This window comes from Catenulispora pinisilvae, assembly GCF_015356865.1.
Taxonomy (GTDB): Bacteria; Actinomycetota; Actinomycetes; order Streptomycetales; family Catenulisporaceae; genus Catenulispora; species Catenulispora pinisilvae.
This window is the reverse complement of record NZ_JAAFZA010000157.1, coordinates 1-24,597: the sequence shown is the minus strand read 5'-3', so window position 1 is coordinate 24,597 and position 24,597 is coordinate 1. Positions and strand designations below refer to the sequence as shown.

Annotated in this window: 28 protein-coding genes and 1 pseudogene; 16 read left to right on the top strand and 13 right to left on the bottom strand. The window is 70.8% G+C overall.

The window, feature by feature from the left end:
* The 6 genes from IZR01_RS33030 to IZR01_RS33005 form a co-directional block, all read left to right on the top strand.
* Positions 1-389, top strand: a 389-nt coding sequence (locus IZR01_RS33030; RefSeq protein ID WP_194926148.1) for a hypothetical protein, incomplete at its 5' end; no start/stop codon positions are given.
* Complete coding sequence (locus IZR01_RS33025; protein ID WP_194899097.1) at positions 386-817, top strand: roadblock/LC7 domain-containing protein; 432 nt, start codon at positions 386-388, stop codon at positions 815-817. The genes IZR01_RS33030 and IZR01_RS33025, both read left to right, overlap by 4 nt.
* Positions 814-1,185, top strand: coding sequence for a DUF742 domain-containing protein (locus IZR01_RS33020; RefSeq protein ID WP_194899096.1), 372 nt, complete (start codon positions 814-816; stop codon positions 1,183-1,185). Before IZR01_RS33025 ends, IZR01_RS33020 begins: the two co-directional genes overlap by 4 nt.
* Positions 1,166-1,801: a GTP-binding protein gene (locus IZR01_RS33015; protein ID WP_194899095.1), complete on the top strand. Its 636-nt coding sequence runs from the start codon at positions 1,166-1,168 to the stop codon at positions 1,799-1,801. The genes IZR01_RS33020 and IZR01_RS33015 overlap by 20 nt, the downstream gene beginning before the upstream one ends.
* Complete coding sequence (locus tag IZR01_RS33010; RefSeq protein WP_194899094.1) at positions 1,798-2,766, top strand: GAF domain-containing protein; 969 nt, start codon at positions 1,798-1,800, stop codon at positions 2,764-2,766. Before IZR01_RS33015 ends, IZR01_RS33010 begins: the two co-directional genes overlap by 4 nt.
* A gap of 166 nt (positions 2,767-2,932) precedes the next feature.
* Positions 2,933-4,135 carry an acyl-CoA dehydrogenase family protein gene (locus IZR01_RS33005; protein ID WP_194899099.1) on the top strand — a complete coding sequence of 401 codons (1,203 nt, stop codon included), beginning with the start codon at positions 2,933-2,935 and terminating at the stop codon, positions 4,133-4,135.
* A gap of 73 nt (positions 4,136-4,208) precedes the next feature.
* Here the strand turns inward: IZR01_RS33005 and IZR01_RS33000 are convergent, their stop codons facing one another.
* Positions 4,209-5,009: a hypothetical protein gene (locus IZR01_RS33000; protein WP_194899093.1), complete on the bottom strand. Its 801-nt coding sequence runs from the start codon at positions 5,007-5,009 to the stop codon at positions 4,209-4,211.
* A gap of 79 nt (positions 5,010-5,088) precedes the next feature.
* On the opposite strand from IZR01_RS33000, the gene IZR01_RS32995 reads away from it, so the two are divergent.
* Positions 5,089-6,051: a LysR family transcriptional regulator gene (locus tag IZR01_RS32995; protein ID WP_194899092.1), complete on the top strand. Its 963-nt coding sequence runs from the start codon at positions 5,089-5,091 to the stop codon at positions 6,049-6,051.
* A 10-nt stretch (positions 6,052-6,061) separates the two neighbouring features.
* On the opposite strand, the gene IZR01_RS32990 is transcribed toward IZR01_RS32995, so the two are convergent.
* The 3 genes from IZR01_RS32990 to IZR01_RS32980 form a co-directional block, all read right to left on the bottom strand.
* The gene (locus IZR01_RS32990) at positions 6,062-6,649 is read right to left on the bottom strand and encodes a suppressor of fused domain protein (protein WP_194899091.1); all 588 of its coding nucleotides are present in this window, start codon (positions 6,647-6,649) and stop codon (positions 6,062-6,064) included.
* Positions 6,650-6,706: 57 nt separating this feature from the next.
* Positions 6,707-7,543 (bottom strand): nuclear transport factor 2 family protein, encoded by an 837-nt coding sequence (locus IZR01_RS32985; protein WP_194899090.1) that lies wholly within the window; start codon positions 7,541-7,543, stop codon positions 6,707-6,709.
* A gap of 99 nt (positions 7,544-7,642) precedes the next feature.
* Positions 7,643-8,380, bottom strand: a complete 738-nt coding sequence (locus IZR01_RS32980; protein ID WP_194926147.1) for an ArsR/SmtB family transcription factor — start codon at positions 8,378-8,380, stop codon at positions 7,643-7,645.
* Positions 8,381-8,443: 63 nt separating this feature from the next.
* On the opposite strand from IZR01_RS32980, the gene IZR01_RS32975 reads away from it, so the two are divergent.
* Positions 8,444-8,866, top strand: a complete 423-nt coding sequence (locus IZR01_RS32975; RefSeq protein ID WP_194900128.1) for a GNAT family N-acetyltransferase — start codon at positions 8,444-8,446, stop codon at positions 8,864-8,866.
* A 104-nt stretch (positions 8,867-8,970) separates the two neighbouring features.
* On the opposite strand, the gene IZR01_RS32970 is transcribed toward IZR01_RS32975, so the two are convergent.
* Together IZR01_RS32970 and IZR01_RS32965 are read right to left on the bottom strand one after the other, a co-directional pair.
* Positions 8,971-9,606, bottom strand: a complete 636-nt coding sequence (locus IZR01_RS32970) for a hypothetical protein (protein WP_194900129.1) — start codon at positions 9,604-9,606, stop codon at positions 8,971-8,973.
* A 139-nt stretch (positions 9,607-9,745) separates the two neighbouring features.
* Entirely contained in the window at positions 9,746-10,726 is a 981-nt protein-coding gene (locus IZR01_RS32965; RefSeq protein ID WP_194926146.1) for a LysR family transcriptional regulator, read from the bottom strand.
* Positions 10,727-10,935: 209 nt separating this feature from the next.
* Between IZR01_RS32965 and IZR01_RS32960 the strand changes: the two genes are divergently transcribed.
* Positions 10,936-11,856: a zinc-binding dehydrogenase gene (locus IZR01_RS32960; protein ID WP_194897138.1), complete on the top strand. Its 921-nt coding sequence runs from the start codon at positions 10,936-10,938 to the stop codon at positions 11,854-11,856.
* 72 nt (positions 11,857-11,928) lie between these two features.
* A complete protein-coding gene (locus tag IZR01_RS32955) occupies positions 11,929-12,348 on the top strand; it encodes a nuclear transport factor 2 family protein (RefSeq protein WP_194897139.1) in 420 nt (139 codons plus the stop codon).
* Between the two features lie 6 nt (positions 12,349-12,354).
* On the opposite strand, the gene IZR01_RS32950 is transcribed toward IZR01_RS32955, so the two are convergent.
* The 4 genes from IZR01_RS32950 to IZR01_RS32935 all read right to left on the bottom strand — a co-directional run bounded on the left by IZR01_RS32950 (position 12,355) and on the right by IZR01_RS32935 (position 15,784).
* The gene (locus IZR01_RS32950; protein WP_194897140.1) at positions 12,355-12,771 is read right to left on the bottom strand and encodes a VOC family protein; all 417 of its coding nucleotides are present in this window, start codon (positions 12,769-12,771) and stop codon (positions 12,355-12,357) included.
* Positions 12,772-12,776: 5 nt separating this feature from the next.
* Positions 12,777-13,769 carry a helix-turn-helix domain-containing protein gene (locus IZR01_RS32945; RefSeq protein ID WP_194926145.1) on the bottom strand — a complete coding sequence of 331 codons (993 nt, stop codon included), beginning with the start codon at positions 13,767-13,769 and terminating at the stop codon, positions 12,777-12,779.
* 49 nt (positions 13,770-13,818) lie between these two features.
* Positions 13,819-15,513, bottom strand: coding sequence for a serine/threonine-protein kinase (locus IZR01_RS51240; RefSeq protein WP_228560737.1), 1,695 nt, complete (start codon positions 15,511-15,513; stop codon positions 13,819-13,821).
* Positions 15,514-15,619: 106 nt separating this feature from the next.
* Positions 15,620-15,784: a GNAT family N-acetyltransferase gene (locus IZR01_RS32935; RefSeq protein ID WP_194926144.1), complete on the bottom strand. Its 165-nt coding sequence runs from the start codon at positions 15,782-15,784 to the stop codon at positions 15,620-15,622.
* Positions 15,785-15,883: 99 nt separating this feature from the next.
* Between IZR01_RS32935 and IZR01_RS32930 the strand changes: the two genes are divergently transcribed.
* Positions 15,884-16,525, top strand: coding sequence for an MBL fold metallo-hydrolase (locus tag IZR01_RS32930; RefSeq protein WP_194897143.1), 642 nt, complete (start codon positions 15,884-15,886; stop codon positions 16,523-16,525).
* A 45-nt stretch (positions 16,526-16,570) separates the two neighbouring features.
* On the opposite strand, the gene IZR01_RS32925 is transcribed toward IZR01_RS32930, so the two are convergent.
* Positions 16,571-17,221, bottom strand: a complete 651-nt coding sequence (locus IZR01_RS32925; RefSeq protein ID WP_194897144.1) for a TetR/AcrR family transcriptional regulator — start codon at positions 17,219-17,221, stop codon at positions 16,571-16,573.
* A gap of 144 nt (positions 17,222-17,365) precedes the next feature.
* On the opposite strand from IZR01_RS32925, the gene IZR01_RS32920 reads away from it, so the two are divergent.
* Positions 17,366-18,397, top strand: coding sequence for a medium chain dehydrogenase/reductase family protein (locus IZR01_RS32920; RefSeq protein WP_194926143.1), 1,032 nt, complete (start codon positions 17,366-17,368; stop codon positions 18,395-18,397).
* Between the two features lie 85 nt (positions 18,398-18,482).
* Here the strand turns inward: IZR01_RS32920 and IZR01_RS32915 are convergent.
* Positions 18,483-19,675, bottom strand: a pseudogene (locus IZR01_RS32915) (IS110 family RNA-guided transposase).
* A gap of 237 nt (positions 19,676-19,912) precedes the next feature.
* Between IZR01_RS32915 and IZR01_RS32910 the strand changes: the two are divergent.
* On the top strand, positions 19,913-20,329 hold the full coding sequence (locus tag IZR01_RS32910; RefSeq protein ID WP_194926142.1) for a nuclear transport factor 2 family protein: 417 nt from the start codon (positions 19,913-19,915) through the stop codon (positions 20,327-20,329).
* A 154-nt stretch (positions 20,330-20,483) separates the two neighbouring features.
* On the opposite strand, the gene IZR01_RS32905 is transcribed toward IZR01_RS32910, so the two are convergent.
* Positions 20,484-21,398: a LysR family transcriptional regulator gene (locus IZR01_RS32905; RefSeq protein ID WP_194926141.1), complete on the bottom strand. Its 915-nt coding sequence runs from the start codon at positions 21,396-21,398 to the stop codon at positions 20,484-20,486.
* A 108-nt stretch (positions 21,399-21,506) separates the two neighbouring features.
* Here IZR01_RS32905 and IZR01_RS32900 point away from each other — a divergent pair, with 108 nt between their 5' ends.
* From IZR01_RS32900 to IZR01_RS32890, 3 genes are all read left to right on the top strand, one after another.
* Positions 21,507-22,211, top strand: coding sequence for a succinate dehydrogenase (locus IZR01_RS32900; protein WP_194897148.1), 705 nt, complete (start codon positions 21,507-21,509; stop codon positions 22,209-22,211).
* On the top strand, positions 22,208-24,166 hold the full coding sequence (locus IZR01_RS32895; RefSeq protein WP_194897149.1) for a fumarate reductase/succinate dehydrogenase flavoprotein subunit: 1,959 nt from the start codon (positions 22,208-22,210) through the stop codon (positions 24,164-24,166). The genes IZR01_RS32900 and IZR01_RS32895 overlap by 4 nt, the downstream gene beginning before the upstream one ends.
* The coding region (locus IZR01_RS32890; protein WP_194926140.1) for a succinate dehydrogenase/fumarate reductase iron-sulfur subunit at positions 24,163-24,597 on the top strand (435 nt) is incomplete at its 3' end. The genes IZR01_RS32895 and IZR01_RS32890, both read left to right, overlap by 4 nt.

Here is a 24,597-nt window from a genome sequence, read left to right as displayed (position 1 = left end):
GAGCAAAGTCATGCCCCCGCACCCCTCGGGTCGGTCAGCAGATACGTGGCGAGCACACCGGCGCCGAAGGTCAGGCTGTCGGTGAGTACGTGCTCGTCGACGCCGTGGACGTACTCCCAAGCGTCGATCCCGCCGGCGACCCGGGCCTGCTGCCCGACGGCCGTCCGCAACTGCGGCGCCGTACCCCGCAGGGCCACATCTCGGCACGCCTGATCCAGGCCGAGGGCCAGCAGAACCAGCACGGCACCGGCGCCCTGTCGCCGACGATGATGTCGGACTTCTGGCAAGGCCTGTCCGCGGGCACCGCACCGACCGATCCCCCGGCGGCCGGACCGGATCCTTCGCAGCACGATCGCACCACCGCGAACCGTCAGGAGTGGAACCAGTGAGCAACCAGACCGAAGAGAATCTGAGCTGGCTGATCAACCGGATGCTGCAGAGCATCCCGGCTGCCCGCAGCGTGCTGCTGATGTCGACGGACGGTTTGGTCCGCGCGTACACCACCGGTCTGCACAAGGACGAGGCCGACACCCTGGCCGCCGCCGAGAGCGGCATGTGGGGCATCGTCACCGCGATCGGCCAGACGGTCCGGGCCGGCGGGGTGCGCCAGGTGGTGGTGGAGCTGGACGGCGCCTTCCTGTGCATCGGCGCGGCCGGTCCCGGCACCTGCATCGGCGTGCTGGCCGACCGCGAGGCCGACCCGCGGCAGATCGGATTCGAGATGCAGCGCTGCGTCACCGCGGTCACCCGGGAGCTGGGCACCGCCCCGCGTGGCGCCGCGGACGGCCCGGTGGCAGCGGCCCGGGCCCGGTCGTGAGCCGAGGCGATCCCGAGGCCTTCGTCGACTCGGCGGCCGGGCGGCTGATCCGGCCCTACGCGGTGGCCGGCGGCCGCACCGCGCCGAACGAGGATTTCCACCTGGTGACCTACGTGGTGGCCACCGGCCGGGCCCTGGGAGACCTGGGCCCGGACCACGACGACATCCTGAGCCTGTGCGACCGCCCGATCTCGGTCGCCGAGGTCTCGGCGCTGTCCGGGCTCCCGTTGGCCGTGACCAAGATCCTGCTGTCCGACCTGCTCGGCTGGCGTGCCATAGACACCCGTGCCCCGGTGCCCGTCTTCGAACGCGCGCGGCCGAGCACAGACCTTCTGGAGAAGGTGCTGGATGCCCTCTACAAGCTCTGACCGTGCTGTCGACCACCTGCCCGGCGGCCTCAAACTGCTGATAGCCGGCGGCTTCGGCGTCGGCAAGACCACGCTGGTCGGGGCGGTCTCGGAGATCGCGCCGCTGAAGACCGAGGCGACGATCACCGAGGCCTCCGTCGGCGTCGACGACATCGCGCTGACCGGCGGCAAGACCACCACCACGGTGGCGCTGGACTTCGGCCGAATAAGCATCGCCAACGAGTACGTGCTCTTCCTGTTCGGGCTGCCCGGCCAGGAGCGCTTCTGGTTCATGTGGGACCAGTTGTGCATCGGCGCGCTCGGGGTGATCGTGCTGGTCGACACCCGGCGCATCGAGGACTCCTTCGAGGCTGTCGACTACTTCGAGCGCACCGGGATCCCGTTCCTGGTCGCGGTTAACGAGTTCGAGGGCGCACAGTTCTCGTACACCGGTCCCGAGGTGCGCGAGGCGCTGCAACTGCGTCCCGACGTCCCGGTCGTGATGTGCGACGCCCGGTCGCGCACCTCGGCCGTGAACGTCCTCATCGCGTTGGTCAAGCATCTGCAGACCATCGACTACCGGACCGTCCGGCCAGCCGCCCCCGAGCTGGCCGCGCATGAAGGAAGCTACATATGACAGACCGCGACGACTTCCAGACCCCAGCCCTGCGGCTGGGCCGGCCGGCGCCCTCCGACGCCACCGCGCGGGCGGCCCGCCAGCGCGAGCTGGGCCTGGCCAACACCCCGGACTCAGTGTTCGACGAGGTCGCGCGCAAGGCGGCCGAGGCCACCGGCGCCACCGCGGCGATGGTCAACCTGGTCGGCGAGAGCGGCCAGTACTTCGTGGGCCTGTACGGCCGGGAACCCGCCAGCGGCGACCCGGCGTTCCTGGGCGAGCCGGGCCGGTTCATGGACATGGACCAGGGTTTCTGCGTGCACGTCGTGGGCCGCAAGGCCGCGCTGACGCTGGACGACGTCTTCGAGTTCTCCCGCTTCCGCGGCAACCCGGTGGTGGACGAACTGGGTGTGCGCAGCTACATCGGCGTGCCGCTGATCGACGACGACGGAACGGTGATCGGCACCGTGTGCGCGATCGATCCGGCCCCACGCAGTGAGTCCGAGGGCAATTCTTGGGGCAACGACGGCCTCCAGGTCCTGAAAGCGGCCCGCGACGAGGTCCTGGCCGAAATCGGCGGTCGGCAGAAAATCGCCGGAGTGCTGGAGGGCGCCGGCGGCACCGCGATGATCGCCGCCCGGCCGAATCTGGAGGTGCTGTACGCGAACTCCTTGCACGATCAGCTCTTCGGCGCCGTGGAGATGCTGGGCACCCCGGCCCCGGAGGCGTTCCCGCACTTGGCGCCGGTCGGCATCCTGGCGATCATCGACCACCTGGAGCGCGGCGGCGAGCCGTCGGCCACCGCCGCGATCCCGCTGAACGAGCCCGCGACCGGAACGGTGATCTTCGCCGCGGTCCCGGTCCGGGTGCCCGGTCACGCCACCGCGGTGCTCACTCTGGGGCTGCGGGACAGCGACGGAGCAACCGTGCTGAGCCGGGCCAAGGCGCTCGCCTCGGACATCGGGGAGCTTACGGACACGATCTGATTCACAGGAGTAACACGTACCCCTGACGGGCACGGCATAGGCGAGCCAGGACGCTGTATTGCGAAGCAGTGATCACGTGATAGGTATGAGTGCGCGCGCTCTGCGATCTCGATCGAGCCCGCGCGGAACGCCGTAACCGGTGAGGAGAGAGTCGGTGTCAGCACTCATGAACCAGGTCTTCACCAACGACCGGCATGAGGCCGTGCGGGAGGAGGTCCGGGCTTTCGCCGAACAGCAGGTGCTCCCGCGCGTGGCGCAGATGGAGGACACGCGCGAGGTCGACCACGAGCTGTCCACGGCGATCGCCCGGCGGGGCTGGATCGGCGCGACCATCCCGGTCGAGTACGGCGGGATGGAACTGGGACACCTGGGCAAGACGATCATCATCGAGGAGCTGGCGCGGGTCTCGGCGGCGATGGGCGCCATGGTGCAGGCCTCCCAGCTCGGCGTGGCCAAGATCCTGCACTTCGGCACCGAGGCGCAGCGCCGAAGATGGCTGCCGCCGATCGCCGCCGGCCACTGCCTGCCGACCATCGCGGTCACCGAGCCGGAGTCCGGCGGGCACGTGCTGGGGATGTCCGGCAGCGCCGTCCGCGACGGCGACCACTACGTTTTGAACGGTCGAAAGGTCTTCGTCGGCAACTCGCACGTCGGCCACGTACACGGGGTGGTGGTCCGCACCGGCCCCGGATCCAAGGGCCTGAGCGCCTTCCTGGTCGAGTACGACCGGCCCGGCGTCCGGCTGGAGCCGCTGGCCCCGACGATGGGCCTGCACGGTTTCAGCTTCGGCGAGATCGTCATGGAGAACTGCCGAATACCCGTGGAGAACCGACTCGGACACGAGGGCGAGGGGCTGGACGTGGCCTACTCGTCCAGCACGCTTTACGGGCGCCCGAACCTCACGGCCGTGGCCCTGGGCATCCACCAGGCCATCGTCGAGGACACGGTGGCCTACTGCCAGCAGCGCCGGCTCTACGACGCCCCGATCCACGAGATCTCCTCGATCAAGGTCCGGCTCGGCGACATGCAGTCCCGGCTGATGACCGCGCGCCTGGCCGCCTACCACGCCGTGTACCTGCTGGACCAGGGGCTGCCGTGTGACACGGAGCTGATGAACGCCAAGCTCATCAACGTCGAGTACGCGATCGACTCCGCGCGCGCGGCGATGGACATCATCGGCGCCCGCGGCCTCCAGACCCGGTACCGGATCGAGCGGTACCTGCGCGATGCCTACCACGTGCTCGCGCCGGCCGGCACGGCCGACATCCAGCGGCTGCGCCTGGCCGAGGCGGCGCTGAACGTCGACCGCGGCCAGTGGTCGGCGCGGTTCTCCAAGGAGGTCCGGGTCCGGGATTCCGGTCTGGTGTAGGGGGATCTGCTTCCCAGGCCACTGAATCAGGCGGCCGTATCAGGCCACTGGATCAGGCTGCGCTGGAGCCCGGTCAGGACTGGTGCTCGACCTGGTCCCGCAGCTGCTGCATGACCTTGCCCATCACTTCCGGACCGGTGCCGAACACCATCTTCTGCTGGTCCGGCTTGGGGTAGTAGGTGACGCTGCCCATGGTGGTGGCCGTCATCCAGACACAGGCCGTGGACTCCGCGGCCAATCCGCCGGACTGCACCGTGCTGGAGGCGCAGCCGGCCGAGCCGCCGTGCGCTCCCGGGTCGTACAGCACATGGTTCTCCACGAGGTGGTCGCCCGTGCCGTCGGTGGTGTACTTCGGGCCGACGCTGAAGACGGGCTTCAGTTTGCCGGGGTCGAACCCGCTGCCGTTGTAGCCGGCGAAGATGATGTAGACGTCGTGGGTGGGATCGTCGTAGACGGAGATGACCTGGGATCCCGAGACGCCCAGTTCGCCCGCGGTGGTGGCGAGCCCGGACTGGATCTTGGCCAGGCTCGCGGCCTGTGGCTGGATCTGCGCGAAGCCGAAGACGGACTTCGGCGCGCTCAGCACCCAGCCGCCGCCGCTCCCCGCGGTGTTCCCGCCATTGCCTCCAGTGCTGGTGCCGCCACTGCCATTGGTGTTCCCGGTCGTCGTTCCGGCGGTCGTCCCCTGGCCGCCGGAGCCGGCTGCCGTGCTCGCGGCGCCGTTCGCGGCCGTCGTGTTCCCAGTGGTGTTCTGGCTCGGTACCCCAAGGGAGCCAAGGGCCCCGGTGGTGCCCGATGAGGAGCTGCATCCCGCGAGGGCGGCAGCACTAATGCCTATGATCCCGACGAACGGGATAAAAGATATCCGCGTCATAGCCGTCAGACTCGCATAGCGAGGTCCGGACCGGCGCTGAGATTTGCTAAGCGGCACATGTAGCGGCGCTAATGGGCTTATGGACTTGGACCCGCGCCGCTTGCTCCTGCTCCAGGCGATATCGGAGACGAACAGCCTGGCCCAGGCCGCCCGCCGACTCGGCCACACGCCCTCGGCGGTGTCCCAGCAACTCGCGAAGCTGGAGCGGGAAGCCGGCACGGCGTTGGTGGACCGCGGCGTGGGCGGCGTGGAGCTGACCGAGGCCGGCCGCGTCCTGGCCCGCGCCGGGAGCCGCATCGGCGACTCGCTGGCCGACGCCGAGCGCGAGTTGCTGGCGCTGACCAGTAGCGCCACCGGTCCGATCACAATCGCCATGCCGCCCGGCGGGACGGTGGAGGTGGTCGCCGGCGCGGTGGCGCTGCTGGCCGAGCGCCACCCGGATCTGCGGCCGATCCTCATCGAGGCCGAGCAGGCCGAGGGACTTCGGATGCTGCGGACCCAGAGTGTGGACGTCGCGATCATCATCGACGACCGCGACACAGCGGTCCCGCTGCCGCCCGGCTACCTCTCGCAAGTGATCATGGAGGACGAGTACCGCATCGCGATTCCGTCCGCCTGGGAGCTCCCGGCCACTCCCGCCGACCTGTCCGGTCGGCCCTGGATCGGCGCCCCGCCGGCCTCGGCCCGTGGCCGCTGCTTCCGGCGCCTGGCCGACCTGCACGGAATCGTCCCCGCCACCGAGCACCTCGCCGTCAGCTTGAGCACCTTGCAGACCATGGCCGCGGCCGGCCTCGGCGCCAGTATCGCCCCCTGGTACTACGCCGACTGGCTCAGGAACTGCACAGTCCTGGACCTCCCGGTCCCCGGCGGCTTCATCGCCCGCGTGATCCGCCGCGCCACCCCCGCCGCCGAAGCCGTCCGCGACGCCGTGTCGGAGAGCGCGCGGACGCGGGCGGAGCAGCTGGTGGAGCAGGGCATCCATAAGCGTGACATCCGCATCAAGCGGCTGCCGGACCCCGGAGACGCCGCGGGGGCGGAATAGTCCGGGCCGCTCAGGCGCCTGCCGGATCCGGCGCCGTGAACACGTTCCGTGACTCGATCAGGTTCCCGGCGAAGGTCATCGGCGGCATGGTCGCGGCGGCGGCCCGCTCCTGCTCGGTGATCGGCACCACCGTTATCACCCGCACCTTGCCCTCGCAGGTGTCGAGCCAGTCCGGGGTGTCGGTCAGCAACGGCCCGGCCAGGAACACCGCGGGGCAGCCGGGGAACGTCGGGAAGTCGTGCTCGAACCCGACGATCTGGGCCCAGCTCACCGCCCGCCCGGTCTTCCACGGGTACACGGCCAGATTCGCCAGCTGCATCGCGATCTGCCGCTCGTCCGGCTCGGCCAGCGCCCCGGTACGCGACAGCCACAACTCGGCGCGCCCGCCTTCCCCGCCCTCCGGTGCGGGCATCGGAGCCGACGCCATCCCGACCGTCACGAACGTGGTCAGACCGCTCGGATCCACGGGCCGGTAGACGAAGACGTCGAGCCGCGCGATCGGGCCCGGGCCGTCGTCGAACGTGATCGAGGCGGCGGCGTCCCCGCGTCTTTCCATCAGGGTTCTGTAAACGTCGCGCAGGACCGGAGGTGCAGACATGCAGTGAACCTACACCCGGGCCCGGGCTGTGACTCCCGGCTCCGGCGAGTCAGGGTTCTACCAGCGGACCTGCATGGCGCTGCGCAGCATGGTCGCCTGCGCGAAGTCCTGCACCGTCCGTTGGTTGGCCGCGGCGATCTTCTGAATGATCTGCTGCAGCTCGGCGGGCCGGGGCGTGATCAGGCCCCTGATGAGGTGGCTGACCTGACCCTGCCGGAGCATCCACACTTCGTAGTAGGTGATGTCCAGGGCCCCGCCCCGGCTGCCGACGCCGGCCGTCGCCTCCAGACACAACGCGTGCGGTGCCTCGACGAACCGCGACACCGTCTTCAGTGTCGACCGCATGCCGCTGGCCCAGAAACTGTGCACCGCGCCCACGAGCTGGTCCCGGCTGTAGACGACGTTGCCCACGTTGGAGAACCTGACGTCCGTGGTGTACACCCCGGCCAGGGCGTTCGGATCTTGGGCGTTGGTAGCGCTCCGGTAGCGCTGGTAGACGTCCTGTCCCTGCGTGGGTCCGGTGGGCTGGGGCAGCGGCGACAGTGAGCGCGGCGCGATGCTTCCGTTGGCATGAAAGCGGATCAGGCCGCCGTCCATCACGAACACGTCGTAGCCGAACACCTGCGCGTAGGCGGTGGACTGCACCGACTCCACGCAGAAGGAGTCGCCGAGATCGACGAAGCTCTCCACTCCTGAGGTGGCGACCGGTCCGGCCACGGCGAACAGCTGCTCCAGCGTGCCGGCGATCTGCTCCACGCCGGTCAGCACCTGCCCGGTCGCCGTCGAGACCTGGACCGCGTCCGGATGGAACATGGCGCGCAGCGCCGCCACGTCTCCCGCGGCCAGTGCCGCACACCACCGATGGTGGAACATCTGGGCCGAACTCAGCTGCATGATCCCTCCCGACCGCCGACCGCCGACCGCTTTTCTTCAGGCAGTATCCCTTATCCCTTCAGGCTGACACGGCCGCGGTCGGGGGAGTGAGGGTATTTGCTACCTGCCCCGTGTAGCGCTGCTAACGATCGGCAGGCCGAGGTGGTCGTGCAGGGCCTGGCGGCCGAGCGGGGTCACGCGCAGCGCGCGGGTCGTGCCGACGCGCGTGACCCAGCCGGCGGCGAGCGCGTGGCCGCACAACGCGCCGCCGACCGCGCCGGCCAGATGCGTGCGGCGCTCGGTCCAGTCCAGGCACGCGCGCACCGGCGGGCGTCGCGAGGCGGGCAGCACGATGCCGACGTCGGCGAGCCAGGCCGCGCCCCGGTCCGTCAGCGCCGCGGCGGCCGGCTGCCCGGTGTCCCAGACCAGCAATCCGCGCTCCACCATCGCGTCCTTGATCTCCAGCGCCACCGCACCGGCCAGGTGGTCGTAGCACAGCCGGGCGTCCAGCAGCGCCTGCTGCCGGGTGGCGACGGTCAGCGACCGAGGCCGGACCGGCTGCCGCGGCGCCAACTCGGCCAGGCCCTCGATCAGCTCGAAGACCCGCCGGTCGGCGATGCGCAGATAGCGGTGCCGGCCGTGCCGTTCGTCGGCCAGCAGCCCGCCGCCGACGAGCAGGTTCAGATGCGAGGTCGCGGTCGACTGCGTGACCCCGGCATACCGGGCCAGCTCGCCGGCCGTCCAGGCCCGGCCGTCGAGCAGCGCCAGGCAGAACGCGGCCCGCGTCCCGTCGGCGAGCAACCGCGCCACCGCGGCCAGGTCCACCCCCACGTCCCGGCCCACCCGCTGATCGTCCATGCCTCGATTGTCGCCGATGTCGCTTCGACCGCCGTCAAAGCATCCCCGTCCTAGCGTGCCGACATGCACCTCACGCACCTCACCGACGTCCCCACCCCGGCCGACATCGCGACCCTCTCCGCCGCGCTGGACCGCTTCAACGTCGAAGCGACCGGCATCGATGATCGCCGACCCCTGGCCGTCCTGATCCGCGATCCCGAGTCCCGCGAACCGATCGGCGGCCTGTCTGGACGGACATCCCTCGGCCTGTTCTTCGTCGACCTCTTCTACCTACCGCCCGCCCTGCGCGGCAACGGCCTCGGCGCCGCGATCCTGCGCGAGGCCGAGAACGAGGCCCGCGCCCGCGGCTGCCGTGCCGCGGTTCTCTACACGATCAGCTTCCAGGCCCCCGACTTCTACCGGAAGCAGGGCTGGACGGTGTTCGGCGAGGTGCCCTGCGATCCGCCGGGGACCAGCCGGGTCTTTCTGCGTAAGGAGCTGGTGTGACCGGGGTGTAGTCGCGATGCGGCTGCCACAAAGACGGCCGGCCGCCGTGGCATCCACGACGACCGGCCTGCGCACTGCCTATCGTTTCACCGGCTGTCGCCGGGTCACTGGTTCTGTTGATTCTGCTGGTCCTGCTGGGTCTGTTGGCCGGAGTAGTCCTGCTGCCCCGACTGCTGCCGCCGAGACGCCTGCTGGCCCGCCATCTGCTGGTTCTGCTGGTCGTCCGTCATCTGCTGGTCGGGGTCGGGCTCCATGCCGCGCATGCCGCCCTGGCTCTGGTCGAACTGCTGGAAGTTCTGACCCTGCTGGCCGCTCTGGTCGCCCTGGCTGTCCTGGTCGCCCTGGTTGCCTTGGCCGCTCTGCATCTGGCCGCTCTGCATCTGGCCGCTCTGCATCTGACTGCTCTGGTCGCCCTGGCCACCTTGGCTGCTTTGACCGCCCTGGTCGCCCTGGCCACTCTGGCCGCTCTGGCCGCTCTGGCCGCCGAACTGCGGAGCCTGTCCGGACATGTCGCCGCTCTGGTAGCCCTGGAAACCGGGCTGGCTCTGGGCGTCCAGATGCTGCTGGTAGTCGCCGTTCTGGAGCTTCTGTGGATCGATCCCCATCTGCTGCAAGGTGTCCGCGTGCTGCTGGGGGTCGATCTGACCGCCCATCTGCTGGAGCTGCTGGGCCGCCTGCTGGTGGTCGCCGCCGAGCTGGCCGACGAGGTTCGCGATCTGGTTCGGGTCGTAGTCGGGCATGATCGTGCCTCCTTCCCGTCTTGAGCCGGACGGCTCTGTTGCAGCGAAACACGCTCCGGCCGGGCCCGCACCCCGCGCCACTGCCCCACATCCCCCGAATGGACCCCTCCCTGTCGGTGGTATTTCCCTTAACCAGTAATCAATTACTTGAAGTGACTGAGACCTCTGAGACGTCGCCCGCCGGCAGCCAGTCCCGCCCCGGCCGGTACTCCAGCCACCGGTTCCGTCCGCCGAGTTCGGCGAACGCCTGAAGCAGCGACTCGACGCCCGGATGGGGATCCGCCGCCCGCCACACCAGCGACCACGCGTACAACGGCGTCGGCTCGACGAGCGGAAGGGACCGGACGCGCACCCGGTCCGGCAGCTCCAGGTCCGCCGGTACCAGGGCGAAGCGCGTGGGATCGGCCGCCACCTGCTCCAGGAAGTGGCCGATCCCGAGGTTCGCCGTGCCGGAGTCCGCGTTGATATCGAAGTGCTCTGCGAACCGCCGGTAGAAGTCCAGCCGTTCCAGCGAGGCCGGGCCCCACAGGACGCTGTCCCGCAGCTCATCGGGCCGCACCTCGGAGCGGTCGGCCAGCCGGTGCCGGTCGCCGACCACGACGTCCACCGGCTCCAGCCGGACCAGCCGGTGCGCGTACCCGGCATGCTCGGCGCCCTGCGCCCCGTCGGCCCCGTGCGCCCGCCCGAAGCCGACGTCCGTCGCCGTCCGGACCAGCGCGTCCAGCACGCCGGGCAGGTCGCGCCCCGGCCCGGTCTCGACGGAGACGGCGACCGCCCGCGCCAAGTAGTCGATCACCGGCGCCAGGGTCCGCATCGGCGCGAACAGGTGGCCCCAGTAGTCGATCCGCAGCGGACGCTCGACGTGTCGCGCCGCGGCCACCGCGCGATCGCCCTGGGCCAGCGTCTGCCGCGCCGGTTCCAGGAACCGGCGGCCGGCCTCGGTCAGCTCGACGGCATGCCCGCCGCGTAGGAACAGCTGCGCCCCCAGCTCGCCCTCCAGGCGCGCGATGCGCTTGGACAGCGCCTGCTGGCTCACCGCGAGCTGCTCGGCGGCCTGCCCGAAGTGCAGCCGGTCCGCGGTGGCGACGAACGCCCGCACCTGAGCCAGGTCAAGATCCATGCCTCCACCTTGGCCCACCACCGGCGGTTGTCGAAACCGGCGGCCGGTTGTTGGACCGGCCCGGCACCCCGGTGGTCAGCTTGATCCAGCAGCCGGAAGCCCGAGCTGCCGGAGCTGGAATCAGCCACACCCGAAGCAGCCACACCCGAAGTAGTCAGACCCAAAGCAGTCAGACCCAAAGCAGTCACAACCCGAAGGAAGGGATCGCCATGAAGGCCATGACCGCCACCGGCCGGACCGACCGGTCCGTGGAACTCACCGCCGTCGCCGAACCGCGGCCGCGCCCCAACGAGGCGCTGGTCAAGGTCGAGGCGTACTCCGTCAACCGCGGCGAGACCTTCCAGCTGGAGACGCCGCCCCCGGACTGGCGCCCCGGCAAGGACATCGCCGGCCTCGTGGTCCAGGCGGCGGCCGACGGCAGCGGCCCGGCGGCCGGCACCCGCGTGGTCGGCCATCCGCCGCAGGGCGGCTGGGCCGAATACGTCGCGGTCCCGACCGGCTCGCTGGCCGAACTGCCGGACGGGGTCCGGGCCGCCACCGCCGCCGCCCTGCCGCTGGCCGGCCTCACCGCGCTGCGCCTGCTGCGGGCGGCCGGATCGGCCGCCGGTCGCAGCATCCTGATCACCGGGGCGTCCGGCGGCGTCGGCCACTACTTCGTGGAACTCGCGGCCGCCGCCGGCTTGGAGATCACCGCGGTCAGCTCCTCGCCCGAGCGCGGCGCACGGCTCCGGGAACTCGGCGCGGCCCGCGTCGTCCCGACCATCGACGACGCCGCCGGCCCCTTCGACGTGGTCCTGGAATCCACCGGCGGCCCGAACCTGCCGAAGGCCCTGGCCAAGCTGGCCCGCCGCGGCACGCTGATCTGGTTCGGCCAGGCCAGCCGCCAGCCGGTGACCCTCGACTTCTTCGACTTCTTCGCCGGCCCGGAATCGGCGACCATCCGGCACTTCCACTACGCCGACTCGGACGCCTCCTACGCCGAGGACCTCCAGACCCTGGTGCGCCTGGTCGCCGGCGGCCGCCTGCACCCCGAGATCGGCCTGGTCGCCGACTGGACCGAGACCGCCGAGGTGCTGACCCGGCTGCGGGACCGGGGCGTGCGCGGCAACGCGGTCCTCACCGTGGCCTGATCGACCTCTGATCGACCTCTGATTCACCGACCAACGACTCAGTAGACAAAACCCTGATAAAGGAGCATCACCATGGCCACCACGGCCCGCACCGACCCGAAGTCCGTCGTCGTCCGCTACGTGGAAGCCGTCCGCGACGGCGACGCGCAGACGATCTTCGACAGCTTCGCCGAGGACGCGACCTGGCTCTACCCGGGCAGCCTGCCGATCTCCCGCCTCTGGGAGGGCCGCGACGCCATCATCAACGACTTCCTCGGCGGTATGGGCGCCTACCTCGACACCTCGGCGCCGGTGATCATCGAGCTGGTCAGCGCCTTCGCCGACGGCGACCGGGTACTGGCCGAGTGGACCTCCAAGGCGACCGCGGCCGGCGGTGCCGCGTACGACAACCGCTGCGCGGGCGTGTTCACCGTCCGGGACGGGAAGATCACGTCGGTGCGGGAGTACGCGGACACCCGGCACGTCGCCGACGTGCTCTTCCCAGAGGCCTGATCCGCCTCAGTCGCTCTTCACCGGGGCCCCGCGGTAGGTCCCGAACGACCACCGGTTCCCCTCCGGGTCCCGGACCTGGAAGTCCCGCGACCCGTACTCGGTCTCGTACACCTCCTGCACGATCTCGGCCCCGCCGGCCTTGGCCCGGGCGAACAGCTCCTCCGGGTGGTCGGTCACCACGTAGGCGCCGAACTGGCCGGGGGACAGCGGCCACTGGTCGCCGTCGGAGGGCTTGGCCGAGCCGAGCATGATGCCGCCGCCCTCGGGCCAGGCCAGCTCGGCGTGGTGCACCTGGTCGCCGTCCCGGTAGACGACGGTCTCCTGGAAGCCGAAGGCCTCGGTGAGGAAACGGATCAGGGCCGGTGCGTCGGTCGCCCGCAAGGTGGGCCACACCTGCGGGGCGGGCGTCGTCTCGGTGGTCATGGCGGTCACTGCTCCTTCGTGGTCGTTCCCCCCGGCCCTTCGTTCTCAGGGCGGTTCCAGGTTCGCTCGCCGGGTACGGCGCCGGATTGGATATTTCGGAACTCCTCGGCCAGCCAGGCCACCGGCGGACAGCCGGCCAGGGCGTTGAACTCACGGTCCAGGTGCGCCTGGTCGTAGTAGCCGGCGTCCACGGCGAGGCCGGCCAGCCCCAGTCCGCGCCGGCGGTCGGCGTCCGGCCACACCTCGACCGGACCGCGCCGGGCCCGGTCCGCGAGCCGCCGCCGGGCCCGGTCGAACCGGATCACCCGGGCCGCGGCCTTCGGCGTCAGCCCGAACTCGGCGCTGAAGCGGCCGGACAGGCGGCGCGCGCTCCACCCGAGCTCCTCGGCCAGTTCCGCGATCGGCAGAGTGCCGCGTGAGCGGAGCAGCAGCCGCCAGGCGTGGGTCAGCTCGGCGGGGATCGCGATGCCCGCCGACTTGCCCGCCGACTTGTCCGCCGACTTCGCGGCCCGCTTCGCCAACCAGTCGTCCACCACGGCGAACCGCCCCGGCCAGTCCTTCGCCGCCCTGAGCCGTTCCTGGGCCAGGACGATGTCCCGGCCCAGCACGGCATCGGCGGACACGTCGATCTCGGCGAGTTCCCCGGCCGGAATCCCCAGCAGGGCCCGCGCCCCCAGCGGATCCAACGCGATCTGCACACCGGACTGCCGGCCGTCGTGCCCGATCAGCGCCGGGGCGGTGTGCAGCCCGCCGAGCAGCAGCCGGAAGTCGCCGGGCACCTGGCGCGGGTCGGGGTGCGCGAGCATGGTGAGGGGATCGTCGAGGGTGAGGATGAGCGTCAGGTACGGCGAGGGCAGCCCGCGATGCCGCCCCGCCGGGACGCCCGCCTGCCGGTAGCCCGAATACCAGCCGACGACGGGGCGCAGCGCGGCTCCGGGCGGCTCGCGGACCGATTCGTCGACCGGCCCGCCGCCCTCGGGTTCGGATTCGGGCTGCACGCTCCCATTCTTACCGGCTTGATGGGGTTCGGCGCGGCGGGAAGCGGCGTCAGTTCTTGCTCAGCAGCCCGGTCAGTTCGTTCGGCTGGCTGCTCACGGCGGGGGCGGTCCCGAGGATGGCGACGGTGATCGTGGCGGGCGAGGACAGCGTGTAGACCTGCTTGACCGGCGAGGTGGTCGCGCAGTCCGGGCCACCACTGGAGGACCCTGATATCAGGGTCAGCTGGGTGCTCGTGGCGGACTCGAAGTCGTTGGTGAAGGAGCACGTGGCGCCGTTGACCGTGGCCGTGGCCGGGACCGTGGCCTGCCCGGCGCTGTCGTCGCCCTGCGTCTGCTGGATGGTCACGTGAAAGGGGAGCACCGTGTCCTGGGACTGTCCGGGGAAGGATATGGAGCCGGACCAGCTGCCGAGGAAGGCGCTGGGGATCTGGCCCGGTGCCGAGGCCTGAGTGCCGTTGTCACCGCCGGCGGCGGTGTTCGTGACGGTGACCTTGACGGTCGGGGTCGGGGTCGCGGTCGCGGTCGGGGTCGCGGTGACGGTCCCCGGCAGCGGGGCGGGGTGCGAGGACTGGCCCGCGGCGCTCGTCGTCGGCGGCGCCGTAGCGGATCCCGGCGAATCGTCGTGGCCCCGAGTCGCCAGGACCACCACGCCGCCGATCACCATCGCGGCCGCCGTGATCGCCGTGACCGGTAGCAGCCATCGATTGCGTCGGCGTTCCGGTTCCGGCGCGTATCCCGAGATCGTCACCGGCGGACCGGGCACGGTCATCGGCATCGGTCCCGGCATCGGCCCGGGCGGTGCCCCCGGCATCGTGGCGGTGAAACCGTCCTGCGGCCCCGTCCGCGGGCTGTCGAAGTCCAGAACCTGTGCGGCCAGGCGCGCCACCGCGTCCGCGATCGCCGGCGGCAGCCAACCGGACTGCTCGGCCGACGGCCCCACCGCGTTCAGGTGCTCCCGGAGCTCGGCGAGCTGCGGCCGGCGGGCCGGATCCTTGGCCAGACAAGCCAAAACGATCCCGCGCAGCGGTTCCGGGACACCGGTCAGGTCCGGCTCCTCATGCAGCACCCGATACAGCAGCACCGGCGCGCCGACGTCCTCGCCGAACGGCGTGTGGCCGGTGGCGGCGAAGGCGAGGACCGCGCCGAGCGCGAACACGTCGCTCGCCGGCCCCGCCTGCTGTCCGGCGGCCTGCTCGGGGGAGACGTAGCCCGGCGAGCCGATCAGCATGCCGGTGCCGGTCAGCGCGGCGGCCTCGCCGTCCAGCGCGCGGGCGATGCCGAAGTCGATCAGCCGTGGCCCGTCCGGGGCCAGCAGGACGTTCGGCGGCTTCACATCCCGGTGCACCAGACCGAGTCCGTGCACGGTCTGCAAAGCCTCGGCCAGGCCGGTGCCGAGTGCGCGGAGCGTGGTCGGCGGCAGCGGCCCGAAGGTGTCGACCGCACTGCGCAGATCGGGCCCGGCGATGTAGCCGGTCGCGACCCACGGCTGCGGCCCGTCGGTGTCGGCGTCCAGCACCGGCACCGACCAGCGGCCGCCGACCCGGCGCGCGGCCTGGACCTCGTGCCGGAACCGGCGGCGGAAGCTCTCGTCGGCGGCGTACTCGCCGCGGACCAGCTTGACGGCCACGGTCCGGCCGCCGGGCGTGCGTCCGAGGTAGACCTGGCCCATGCCGCCCCCGCCGAGCCGGGCCAGCAGGCGGTAGGCGCCGACCTGCCGCGGGTCCCGCGGGCCCAGTGGCTCCATCTTCCTTCGCCCTCCCCAGATCGCCGTCGACGCCCGCCAGACTCGCACAGCGGCTCGTCCCCGATATGAGAGCATTGCTAACCCGCCCCTGTAGCCCCGCTAACGGCTAGATCCGGGGCGAGGGCAGCGCCTTCTCGAACCCGAGCAACAGCCGGCCGCCACCCGAGCGCCGGAACTCCGGTCGGATGTACATCCGGCTCGACTCGGCCATGCCCGCCGCCAACATCCGCACCCCGACACAGCCGGCCGCCACGTCCCCGACCCGCGCCACCAGGAACACCTGTCACGCGGTCAACGGCATCGTCATCGGAGGATCAGCTCGAGACTGTACAGTCCAGCCTGTACATATCGGCGAAACAGGAGCTGACCCATGCAGCTGATCAAACACGCCCACGCCTGTGTCTCGCTGGCCGGTGACCAGGGCCGGATCGTCATCGACCCGGGCACCCTGACGCCCGACGCGGCCGACGCGGTGGCGGCGGCCGAGGCGGTCCTGATCACCCACGAGCACCCCGACCACTTCGACGAGCAACTGCTCGCGCAGGCTCTGCAGGCCCGTCCCGAGCTGCGGGTGTACGGCCCGGAGAGTGTGGTCGGGCGGTGGGAGGCCCGGCGCGGGCAGGTCACCGCGGTGACTGCCGGGGACCGGATCGCGGTGGCCGGGTTCGACATCGGCGTCTTCGGCGAACTGCACGCCATGATCCACCGGGACCTGCCCCGGGTCACGAACGTCGGCTACCTGGTCGACGAGCGCGTCTACCACCCCGGCGACGCCTACCACGTCCCGGACGCGCCGGTGGAGACGCTGCTGTTGCCGACCAGCGGGCCGTGGGCCAAGCTCGGCGAGGGCGTGGACTACGTGCGCGAGGTCGCGCCGAAGCAGGCCGTGCAGATCCACGAGCTGCTGCTCAGCGACCTCGGGCAGCAGATGACGCGGCAGATGGTGGGCCAGGGCGGGCTGACCGACGTGCCGGTGACCATCGTCCCGGTCGGCGAGGCGATCACCGTGTGACCCCGCGGGGCCGTCGCGGACCATCAGTGGCCCACCAGCGGACCATCAGTGGCCTGCGACGGCCTCCACCTCGGCCGCGTACACCCGCGCCGGGTCGAACCCCATCCCGTCGAAGTGCCCGGCCAGCTCCAGCGAGAGCACCCCGTGCAGCCGGGTCCAGAAGACGACGGCCCGGTGCAGCCGCTCCGGCTCGGCGGGATACGCCGTGGCCCAGCCGGCGTCCGAGGCGGCCAGATGCTCCCCCAGCGCCGACGCCGGCAGCGCACCGAGCCCGTCGCCCCCGGCCGCCTCCAGCAGCTTCGTCATCACGTCGTTGGCCAGCTGCCTGGTGTCATCAGGAGCCTGATAGCCCGGCACCGGCGTGCCGTAGATCAGTAGATACCGCTGCGGGTCCTCCAGCGCCCACACCCGCATCGCCTGTGCCAGCCCCCTGAGATCCGCGCCCCCCGCCGCGGCGGACCGGATCGTGTCGGCCAGGCTCTGGTACGCGTCCCGGATGAGCGCCGTGATCAGCTCGTCGCGGTTGGCGAAGTACCGGTACAGCGCCGGCCCGCTCATCCCCATCTGCTTGGCGATGGCGTTCAGCGACAGCGCGGAGGCGCCCGCGGTCGCGATCTGCTCCCACGCGTGCTGCTTGATCTCCTCCTGCACCTGCGCGCGGTAGCGCTGCCTGGGGGACTCCGTTGTTGTTCCCATGGCTGTGACCTCCTCATCTGTCGTCTCTGCTGGTTCTGCCGGCGGCGACAGTTAGAGGCTATCACTGATGCGATTGACATTCACTGAAGCGAGCTGTTATAACTTGTAACGAACGCAAGAGCTTCTACCGAAAGGGCCGCGGCCATGACCGATCAGACTCTCGTCCAAGTGGTACTGCCGGGCATCGTGGAGCCGGAAGGATTGCAGGTCCGGCGCGCGGCGGTGCCGCAGCCCGGGGCCGGCCAGATCGTGATCGCCATGGAGGCGACCGGGGTCTCCTTCGCCGAGCAGCAGATGCGCCGCGGCCGGTACTACGACCAGCCCCCGTTCCCGTTCGTCCCGGGCTACGACGTCGTCGGCCGGGTCTACGCGGTCGGCGCCGGGGTGGAGCCGGGCCTGCTGGGCCGGCGGGTGGCCGTGCTGACCAAGGTCGGCGGCTGGTCCAGCCACCTGCTGGCCGACGTCCGGGACGCGGTCGAGGTCCCCGAGGGCCTGACCGCCGAGCAGGCCGAGACCGTGGTGGTGAACGGCATCACCGCCTGGCAGATGCTGCACCGCAAGGCGCGCGTGAAGGCCGGCCAGACGGTCCTGGTGCACGGCGCCAGCGGCGGCGTCGGCTCGGTCCTGGCCCAGCTGGCGCTGGCGGCCGGGGTGACGGTGATCGGCACCGCCTCGGCCCGGAACCACGACGCGCTGCGCGCCGCCGGGGTGATCCCGGTCGACTACCGCGCCGACAACGTCCCCGAGCGGGTCCGCGAGCTGGCCCCGCGCGGTGTGGACGCGGTCTTCGACCACGTCGGCGGGCGCAGCGTCATCGACTCCTGGCACCTGCTCGCCCCGCACGGCACGCTCGTCTCCTACGGCACCGCCTCGACCCGCGACGACACCGGCTCCAAGCAGTGGCCGGTGCTGAAGATCGTCGCCCGCACCACGCTGTGGACCCTGCTGCCCAACGGCCGCAGCGCCTCCTTCTTCAATATCTGGGCCGGCAAGAAGCTGAACCAGGACCGCTTCCGGGCCCGGCTGCGCACCGACCTGACCGAGGTCTTCGCGGCCCTGCGGCGCGGCGACATCGTCACCCCGATCGCGGCCCAGCTGCCGCTGGCCCAGGCCGCCGAAGCGCTGCGGCTGGCCGAGTCCGGCACCGTCAGCGGAAAGATCGTCCTGACCAACTGACCAACTGACCAACTGACCGCCTGGCCAGCCCGGCCCGCAGCAGCACTGAAAACCATCACACTGAAGGAGCTTCCCAATGCTGATGTCAACCTGCGTGAGCGCTGACAGTCGGCGTGGGCTGGTAGAGCGCTCCGTCGCGGATCATGGCCCACAGGACATTGACGCGGCGGCGGGCCAGGGCCAGCAGCGCCTGCTTGTGTCCTTTCCCTTCAGCGCGTTTGCGCTGGTAGAAGCTCTTAGAAGCAGCGCACGACTTGAGGCTGGCCAGCGCGGACAGGTAGAAGGCGCGCAGCAGGCCGCGGTGGAACCGTCTGGGCCGGCGCATGTTGCCGGACACCTGGCCAGAGTCGCGGGGCGCGGGGGCCAGGCCGGCGTAGCCGGCCAGCCGGTCCGCGCTGCCGAAGGCGGTCATGTCGCCGCCGGTGGCCGCGAGGAAGTCGGCCGACAGCATCGGGCCCATGCCGGGCAGGCTGAGGATCACTCGTGCGGCCGATGGTCGCGAAATCGGGCCTCGATCAGGGCCTCCACCTCGGCGATCTCCTCGTCGAGCCCGATGATGCCCTTGGCCAGCCGCGCGGCCATGTCAGCGGCCAGGCGTTCGCCGGGCAGCGTGACGGTCTGCTACTCGGCGGCCTGCACGGCGACCGCGGCCAGCCCGGCGGCGCCGCGGACCTTGCGGGCCCGCAGCCAGGACTCGACGCCGGCCACCCCGGCCGCCCGGATCGCTGCGGGCATAACGAAGCCGGTGAGCAGTATCACCGGGCCCTTGTTCGTCAGATCCAGCGCCCGCTCCAGGCCGGGGAAGACCTCCAGCAGTTGGGCGCGCAGCCGGTTGATCGCCCGGGTGCGGTCCTGTACGAGGTCGGCGCGACGCGTAGTCAACGTGCGCAGGTCGACCGCGACCTCGTCGCCGGGCCGCAGCAGACCGAGGTCCTTGCGCATCCTGGCCTGGTCGGCGATGACGAACGCGTCCTTGGCGTCGGTCTTGCCCACGCCCCGGTAGCCCTCCGAGGCCCGGTGCACGGCCAGCCCGGTGATGTAGACCATCGGCTGGTCGCGGTTCAGCAGCAACCCGATCAGCAGCGCCGCCCCGCCGTGGTTGATGTCCACGGCCCACAGCACATCGGCATCCAGCGCGAGCACGTCGTCGATCAGCTCGCCGAGCACCGCCTCGTCGTTGAGGACCCGGCGCGACAGCAACTTCTTGCCGTCGGCGTCGATCACCACACAGTGGTGATGTTCCTTGCCGATGTCCACTCCGGCCCAGATCACGGGCACAACCGCCTCCACAAGCGCAATGTCGGTGTTCGTACTCCCAGCAGACGACCTCGCCGACGTGGCCCTACACAGCGATCGGTTCGCATTTCCCAATTAGTGGTCGAGTCGTCGCGGACCCGCGGGCGGCCAAGCTCCTTCAGCCATGAACGGCTAACGCCATGCAGCCATACCCGCAGGCCCTGGGCCTCCTGATCTTACGACTGACCAATCAACCCATCTAGAAAGGTAGGGCCCACCATGAACGCCGCCACCACCCTCCCGGAGATCGCCATCGCCTGGGCCGCCGCCTGGAACGGCGACAACGCCGACGCCCTCGGCGCGCTGTTCACCACCGACGGCACCTACACCGACCACGCGATCGGGGCCACGATGACCGGCCAGGAGCAGATCTCCGGCTGGAAGGCCCGTACCGACGCGATGATCGACGACGCCGCGGTCAAGCTGGTCACCGCGTACCGTTCCGGCAACCGCGTCACGATCGAGGCCGTCTACGCGGGCCACATCAAGGGCGCGCCCACCCCGTTCGCCGTCCCGATGGCCACCCTGCTCGACACCCGCGACGACCTCCTGATCACCGCCGACCGGGACTACTACAGCTTGGCCGCCGTCCTGGCCCAGTCCGGGCTGCCGGCCGACTGGACCCCGGCTTCCTGACCGTCGCCCGTCGCCCGATGCCCGTCGCCCGACCCGACTCACCCGCGGAGCACGCCGATCGCCTTTGGCGCGGCGTGCTCCGCGGGTTTCAGCTTGCCCGGACTCCGGATTCCGGAGTCAGCCACAGCCGGCTTTGGTCGGCGCGCGCGGTGTATCAGCCTGCTGCGATGGCCGGCAAGCCGGACCCGGGCCGACCCAGCAACGTCCGCCGGAACTCCTGCGCGGCCCGCGGCAACGCCACATCGGTACGGTGCGCCAGCGCGATGGTCCGGTGCAGCGACGGCGCGGCGATAGGCGTCACCCGCAGCCCCGGATCGGCGTTCCGCGCCACCATGCCCGGCACGATCGCCACGCCGAGCCCGGCCCGCGCGAATCCGAGCACCGCGTCCATCTCCCCGCCCTCGACCGCGAACACCGGCTCGAAACCCGCCGCCCGGCACGCCGCCACCGTCAGATCGCGCAGGTCGTAGCCGTGCCGGAACATGATCAGCTGCTCGTGCTCGAGGTCTGAGATCCGCACCTGCCGGCCGTCCCCCGGTGCCGGCAGGTTCGGTGCCGAGACCACGACCAGGTCTTCCCGCAGCAGCTCCGCAGTGGTCAACGCGGGCGACGGGGACGGCAGCGGCATCACCACCAGCGCCAGGTCCAGCGCGCCGCGTGCCAGGTCCCGGACCAGGTCGTGCGAACCGCTCTCCTGGACCAGCAGTTGGATGCCGGGATACTGCTGGTGGTAGGTGCGCAGGACGTCCGGAAGCAGTCCGGTGCACAGCGACGGCGTCGCCCCGAGCCGTACGTGCCCGCGCCGCAGCTCGGCCAGCTCCTGCACCTCACGCCGCGCCGCGTCGGCGTCGGCCAGGATCCGCCGGGCCATCGGCAGCAGCGCCTCGCCGGCGTCGGTCAGCGTGATGTTGCCCCGGGCGCGCAGGAAGAGGTCCGCGCCGAGCTCGTGCTCCAGCGCTCTGATCTGTTGCGACAGTGAGGGTTGCGTCACATGCATGGCCTCGGCGGCCCGGGTGAAGTGCCGGGTCTCGGCGACCGTGACGAAGTATCGGAGCTGGTGGAACTGCATGGAGCTTGATCCTTTCCTGGTCCCGCTCCGCCATCATAGGCTCTGCCTATCGTCACCAGCTGATCCATGTCTTGGACCAATCGATTACCGGCTCCTAGCGTCTTGGCCATGGTTACCGCTACGTGGACGGACCGACGTCCGCCTTCCCTGCGCGCGGCTTGGGACAGCTCCGTCGGCAAGAAAGCCGTCATGGCGGTCAGCGGCCTGGTCATGGTGCTCTACCTGCTGGCCCACGCGTTCGGGAACCTCAAGGTCTTCTTCGGGCCCGGCCAGTTCGACGGCTACGCGCACTGGCTGCGCACCATGGGCGAGCCGGTCATGCACTACACCTGGACGCTGTGGGTCATCCGGGTCGTGATGGTGGTGGCCGTGGTCGCCCACGTGGTGTCCGCCTACCAGCTCAGCCGGCGCGACATCAAGGCCCGCCCGGTCCGCTACGAGCACAAGCGCGGCGGCAGCAGCCACGCGACCCGGACCATGCGCTGGGGCGGGATCATCCTGCTGCTCTTCCTCATCTGGCACATCCTCGACCTGACCACCGGCACCGTGCACTCGGGGTTCCAGCCGGGGCATCCCTACGCGAACGTCGTCTCCACCTTCAAGAACTGGTACGGCGACGTCATCTACATCGTCGCGGTGCTCGCCCTCGGCCTGCACGTCCAGCACGGCTTCTGGTCGGCCGCGCAGACCCTGGGCGTGGGCAGCGTGAAGCGCGACCGCCTGATCCGGACCGCCGGCGACATCGTCGCCGTGCTGCTCACCCTCGCCTTCGTGGCCGTGCCGGTGGGCGTGATGACGGGAGTCGTGAAGTGACCGCCTTCAGCGAATACACCGCCTACACCGAAGGCGACCCGATCGCCGATGCCAAGGCCCCGTCCGGCGCGGTCCAGGAGCGCTGGGACACCCGCCGGTTCCAGGCCAAACTGGTCAACCCGGCGAACCGCCGCCGGCGCAAGGTGATCGTCGTGGGCACCGGCCTGGCCGGCGGCTCGGCCGGCGCCACCTTGGCCGAGGCGGGCTACCACGTCGTGCAGTTCTGCTTCCAGGACTCGCCGCGGCGCGCGCACTCGATCGCCGCGCAGGGCGGGATCAACGCCGCGAAGAACTACCGCAACGACGGCGACTCGGTGTACCGGCTGTTCTACGACACCGTGAAGGGCGGCGACTTCCGCTCCCGCGAGTCCAACGTCCACCGGCTGGCGCAGATCTCGGTCGAGATCATCGACCAGTGCGTCGCGCAGGGCGTGCCGTTCGCCCGCGAGTACGGCGGCCTGCTCGACACCCGCTCCTTCGGCGGCGTGCAGGTCTCCCGCACCTTCTACGCCCGCGGCCAGACCGGGCAGCAGCTGCTGCTCGGCGCCTACCAGGCGATGATGCGGCAGGTCGCCGCCGGCGGCATCGAACTGCACCCGCGCACCGAGATGCTCGACCTGATCGTCGTCGACGGCCAGGCCCGCGGCATCGTCGTCCGCGACCTGCTGACCGGGTCCATCGACACGCACTTCGCGGACGCGGTGGTGCTGGCCTCCGGCGGCTACGGCAACGTCTACTACCTGTCGACCAACGCCATGAACTCCAACGCGACGGCGATCTGGCGCGCGCACCGCAAGGGCGCCTTCTTCGGCAACCCCTGCTACACGCAGATCCACCCGACCTGCATCCCGCGCACCGGCGACCACCAGTCGAAGCTGACGCTGATGTCGGAGTCGCTGCGCAACGACGGCCGGATCTGGGTGCCCAAGGCCAAGGGCGACTCCCGCTCCCCGGAGGCCATCCCCGAGGACGAGCGCGACTACTACCTGGAGCGTCAGTACCCTTCGTTCGGCAACCTGGTGCCCCGCGACATCGCCTCGCGCGCCGCGAAGAACGTCTGCGACGAGGGCCGCGGTGTCGGCCCCGGCGGCCAGGGCGTGTACCTGGACTTCGCCGACGCCGTGAAGCGGCTCGGCCGCAAGGCGGTCGAGGAGAAGTACGGGAACCTCTTCGAGATGTACGAGCGGATCACCGACGAGGACCCGTACCGCGTCCCGATGCGCATCTACCCGGCCGTGCACTACACGATGGGCGGCCTGTGGGTGGACTACGACCTTCAGACCACGATTCCCGGCCTGTTCGCGGTCGGCGAGGCCAACTTCTCCGACCACGGCGCGAACCGGCTCGGCGCCTCGGCGCTGATGCAGGGCCTGGCGGACGGCTACTTCGTGCTGCCGGCCACGATCAGCGACTACCTCGCGCGCACCGCCGGGGCCGAGCCGGTGACCGCCGAGCACCCGGCGGCCGTCGAGGCGGTCCGCCAGACCCGGGAACGCCTGGACGCGATCCTGGCCGTCGACGGCGACCGCACCCCCGACTCCTTCCACCGCGAGATCGGCGAGCTGATGTGGGAGCTGTGCGGCATGGCGCGCGACGAGGCCGGGCTGCGCAAGGCGCTGGCCCGGATCCCGGAGATCCGCGAGGAGTTCTGGGCGCGCATCAAGGTGCCCGGCACCGGCGAGGAGTTCAACCAGTCGCTGGAGAAGGCCAACCGGCTCCTCGACTACTTCGAGCTCGCCGAGCTGATGTGCCTGGACGCGCTGCACCGCACCGAGTCCTGCGGCGGCCACTTCCGCATCGAGTCGCAGACCCCTGACGGTGAGGCGGCGCGCAAGGACGACGAGTTCTCCTACGTCGCGGCCTGGGAGTACACGGGCCTGGGCGAACCCCCGGTCCTGCACAAGGAACAGCTCGACTTCGAATACGTCCACCCTGCTCAGCGGAGTTACACATGAAGCTCACCCTGCGCATCTGGCGGCAGGAGAACGCCTCCCAGCCGGGCCGGATGCAGCCCTACGAGGTCGACGGCATCAGAGGCGACATGTCGTTCCTGGAGATGCTGGACGTCCTCAACGAACAGCTGATCCTGGCCGGCGAGGACCCGGTCGCCTTCGACCACGACTGCCGCGAGGGCATCTGCGGCGCCTGTTCGCTGATGATCGACGGCGAGGCGCACGGCCCGCAGAAGAAGACCACGACCTGTCAGCTGCACATGCGCAGCTTCCGGGACGGCGCCACCATCGACGTCGAGCCCTGGCGCGCGGCCGCCTTCCCGGTGGTCAAGGACCTGGTGGTGGACCGCTCGGCGATGGACCGGGTGATCCAGGCCGGCGGCTACATCACCGCCCCGACCGGCGCGGCCCCCGAAGCCCACGCCGCCCCGATC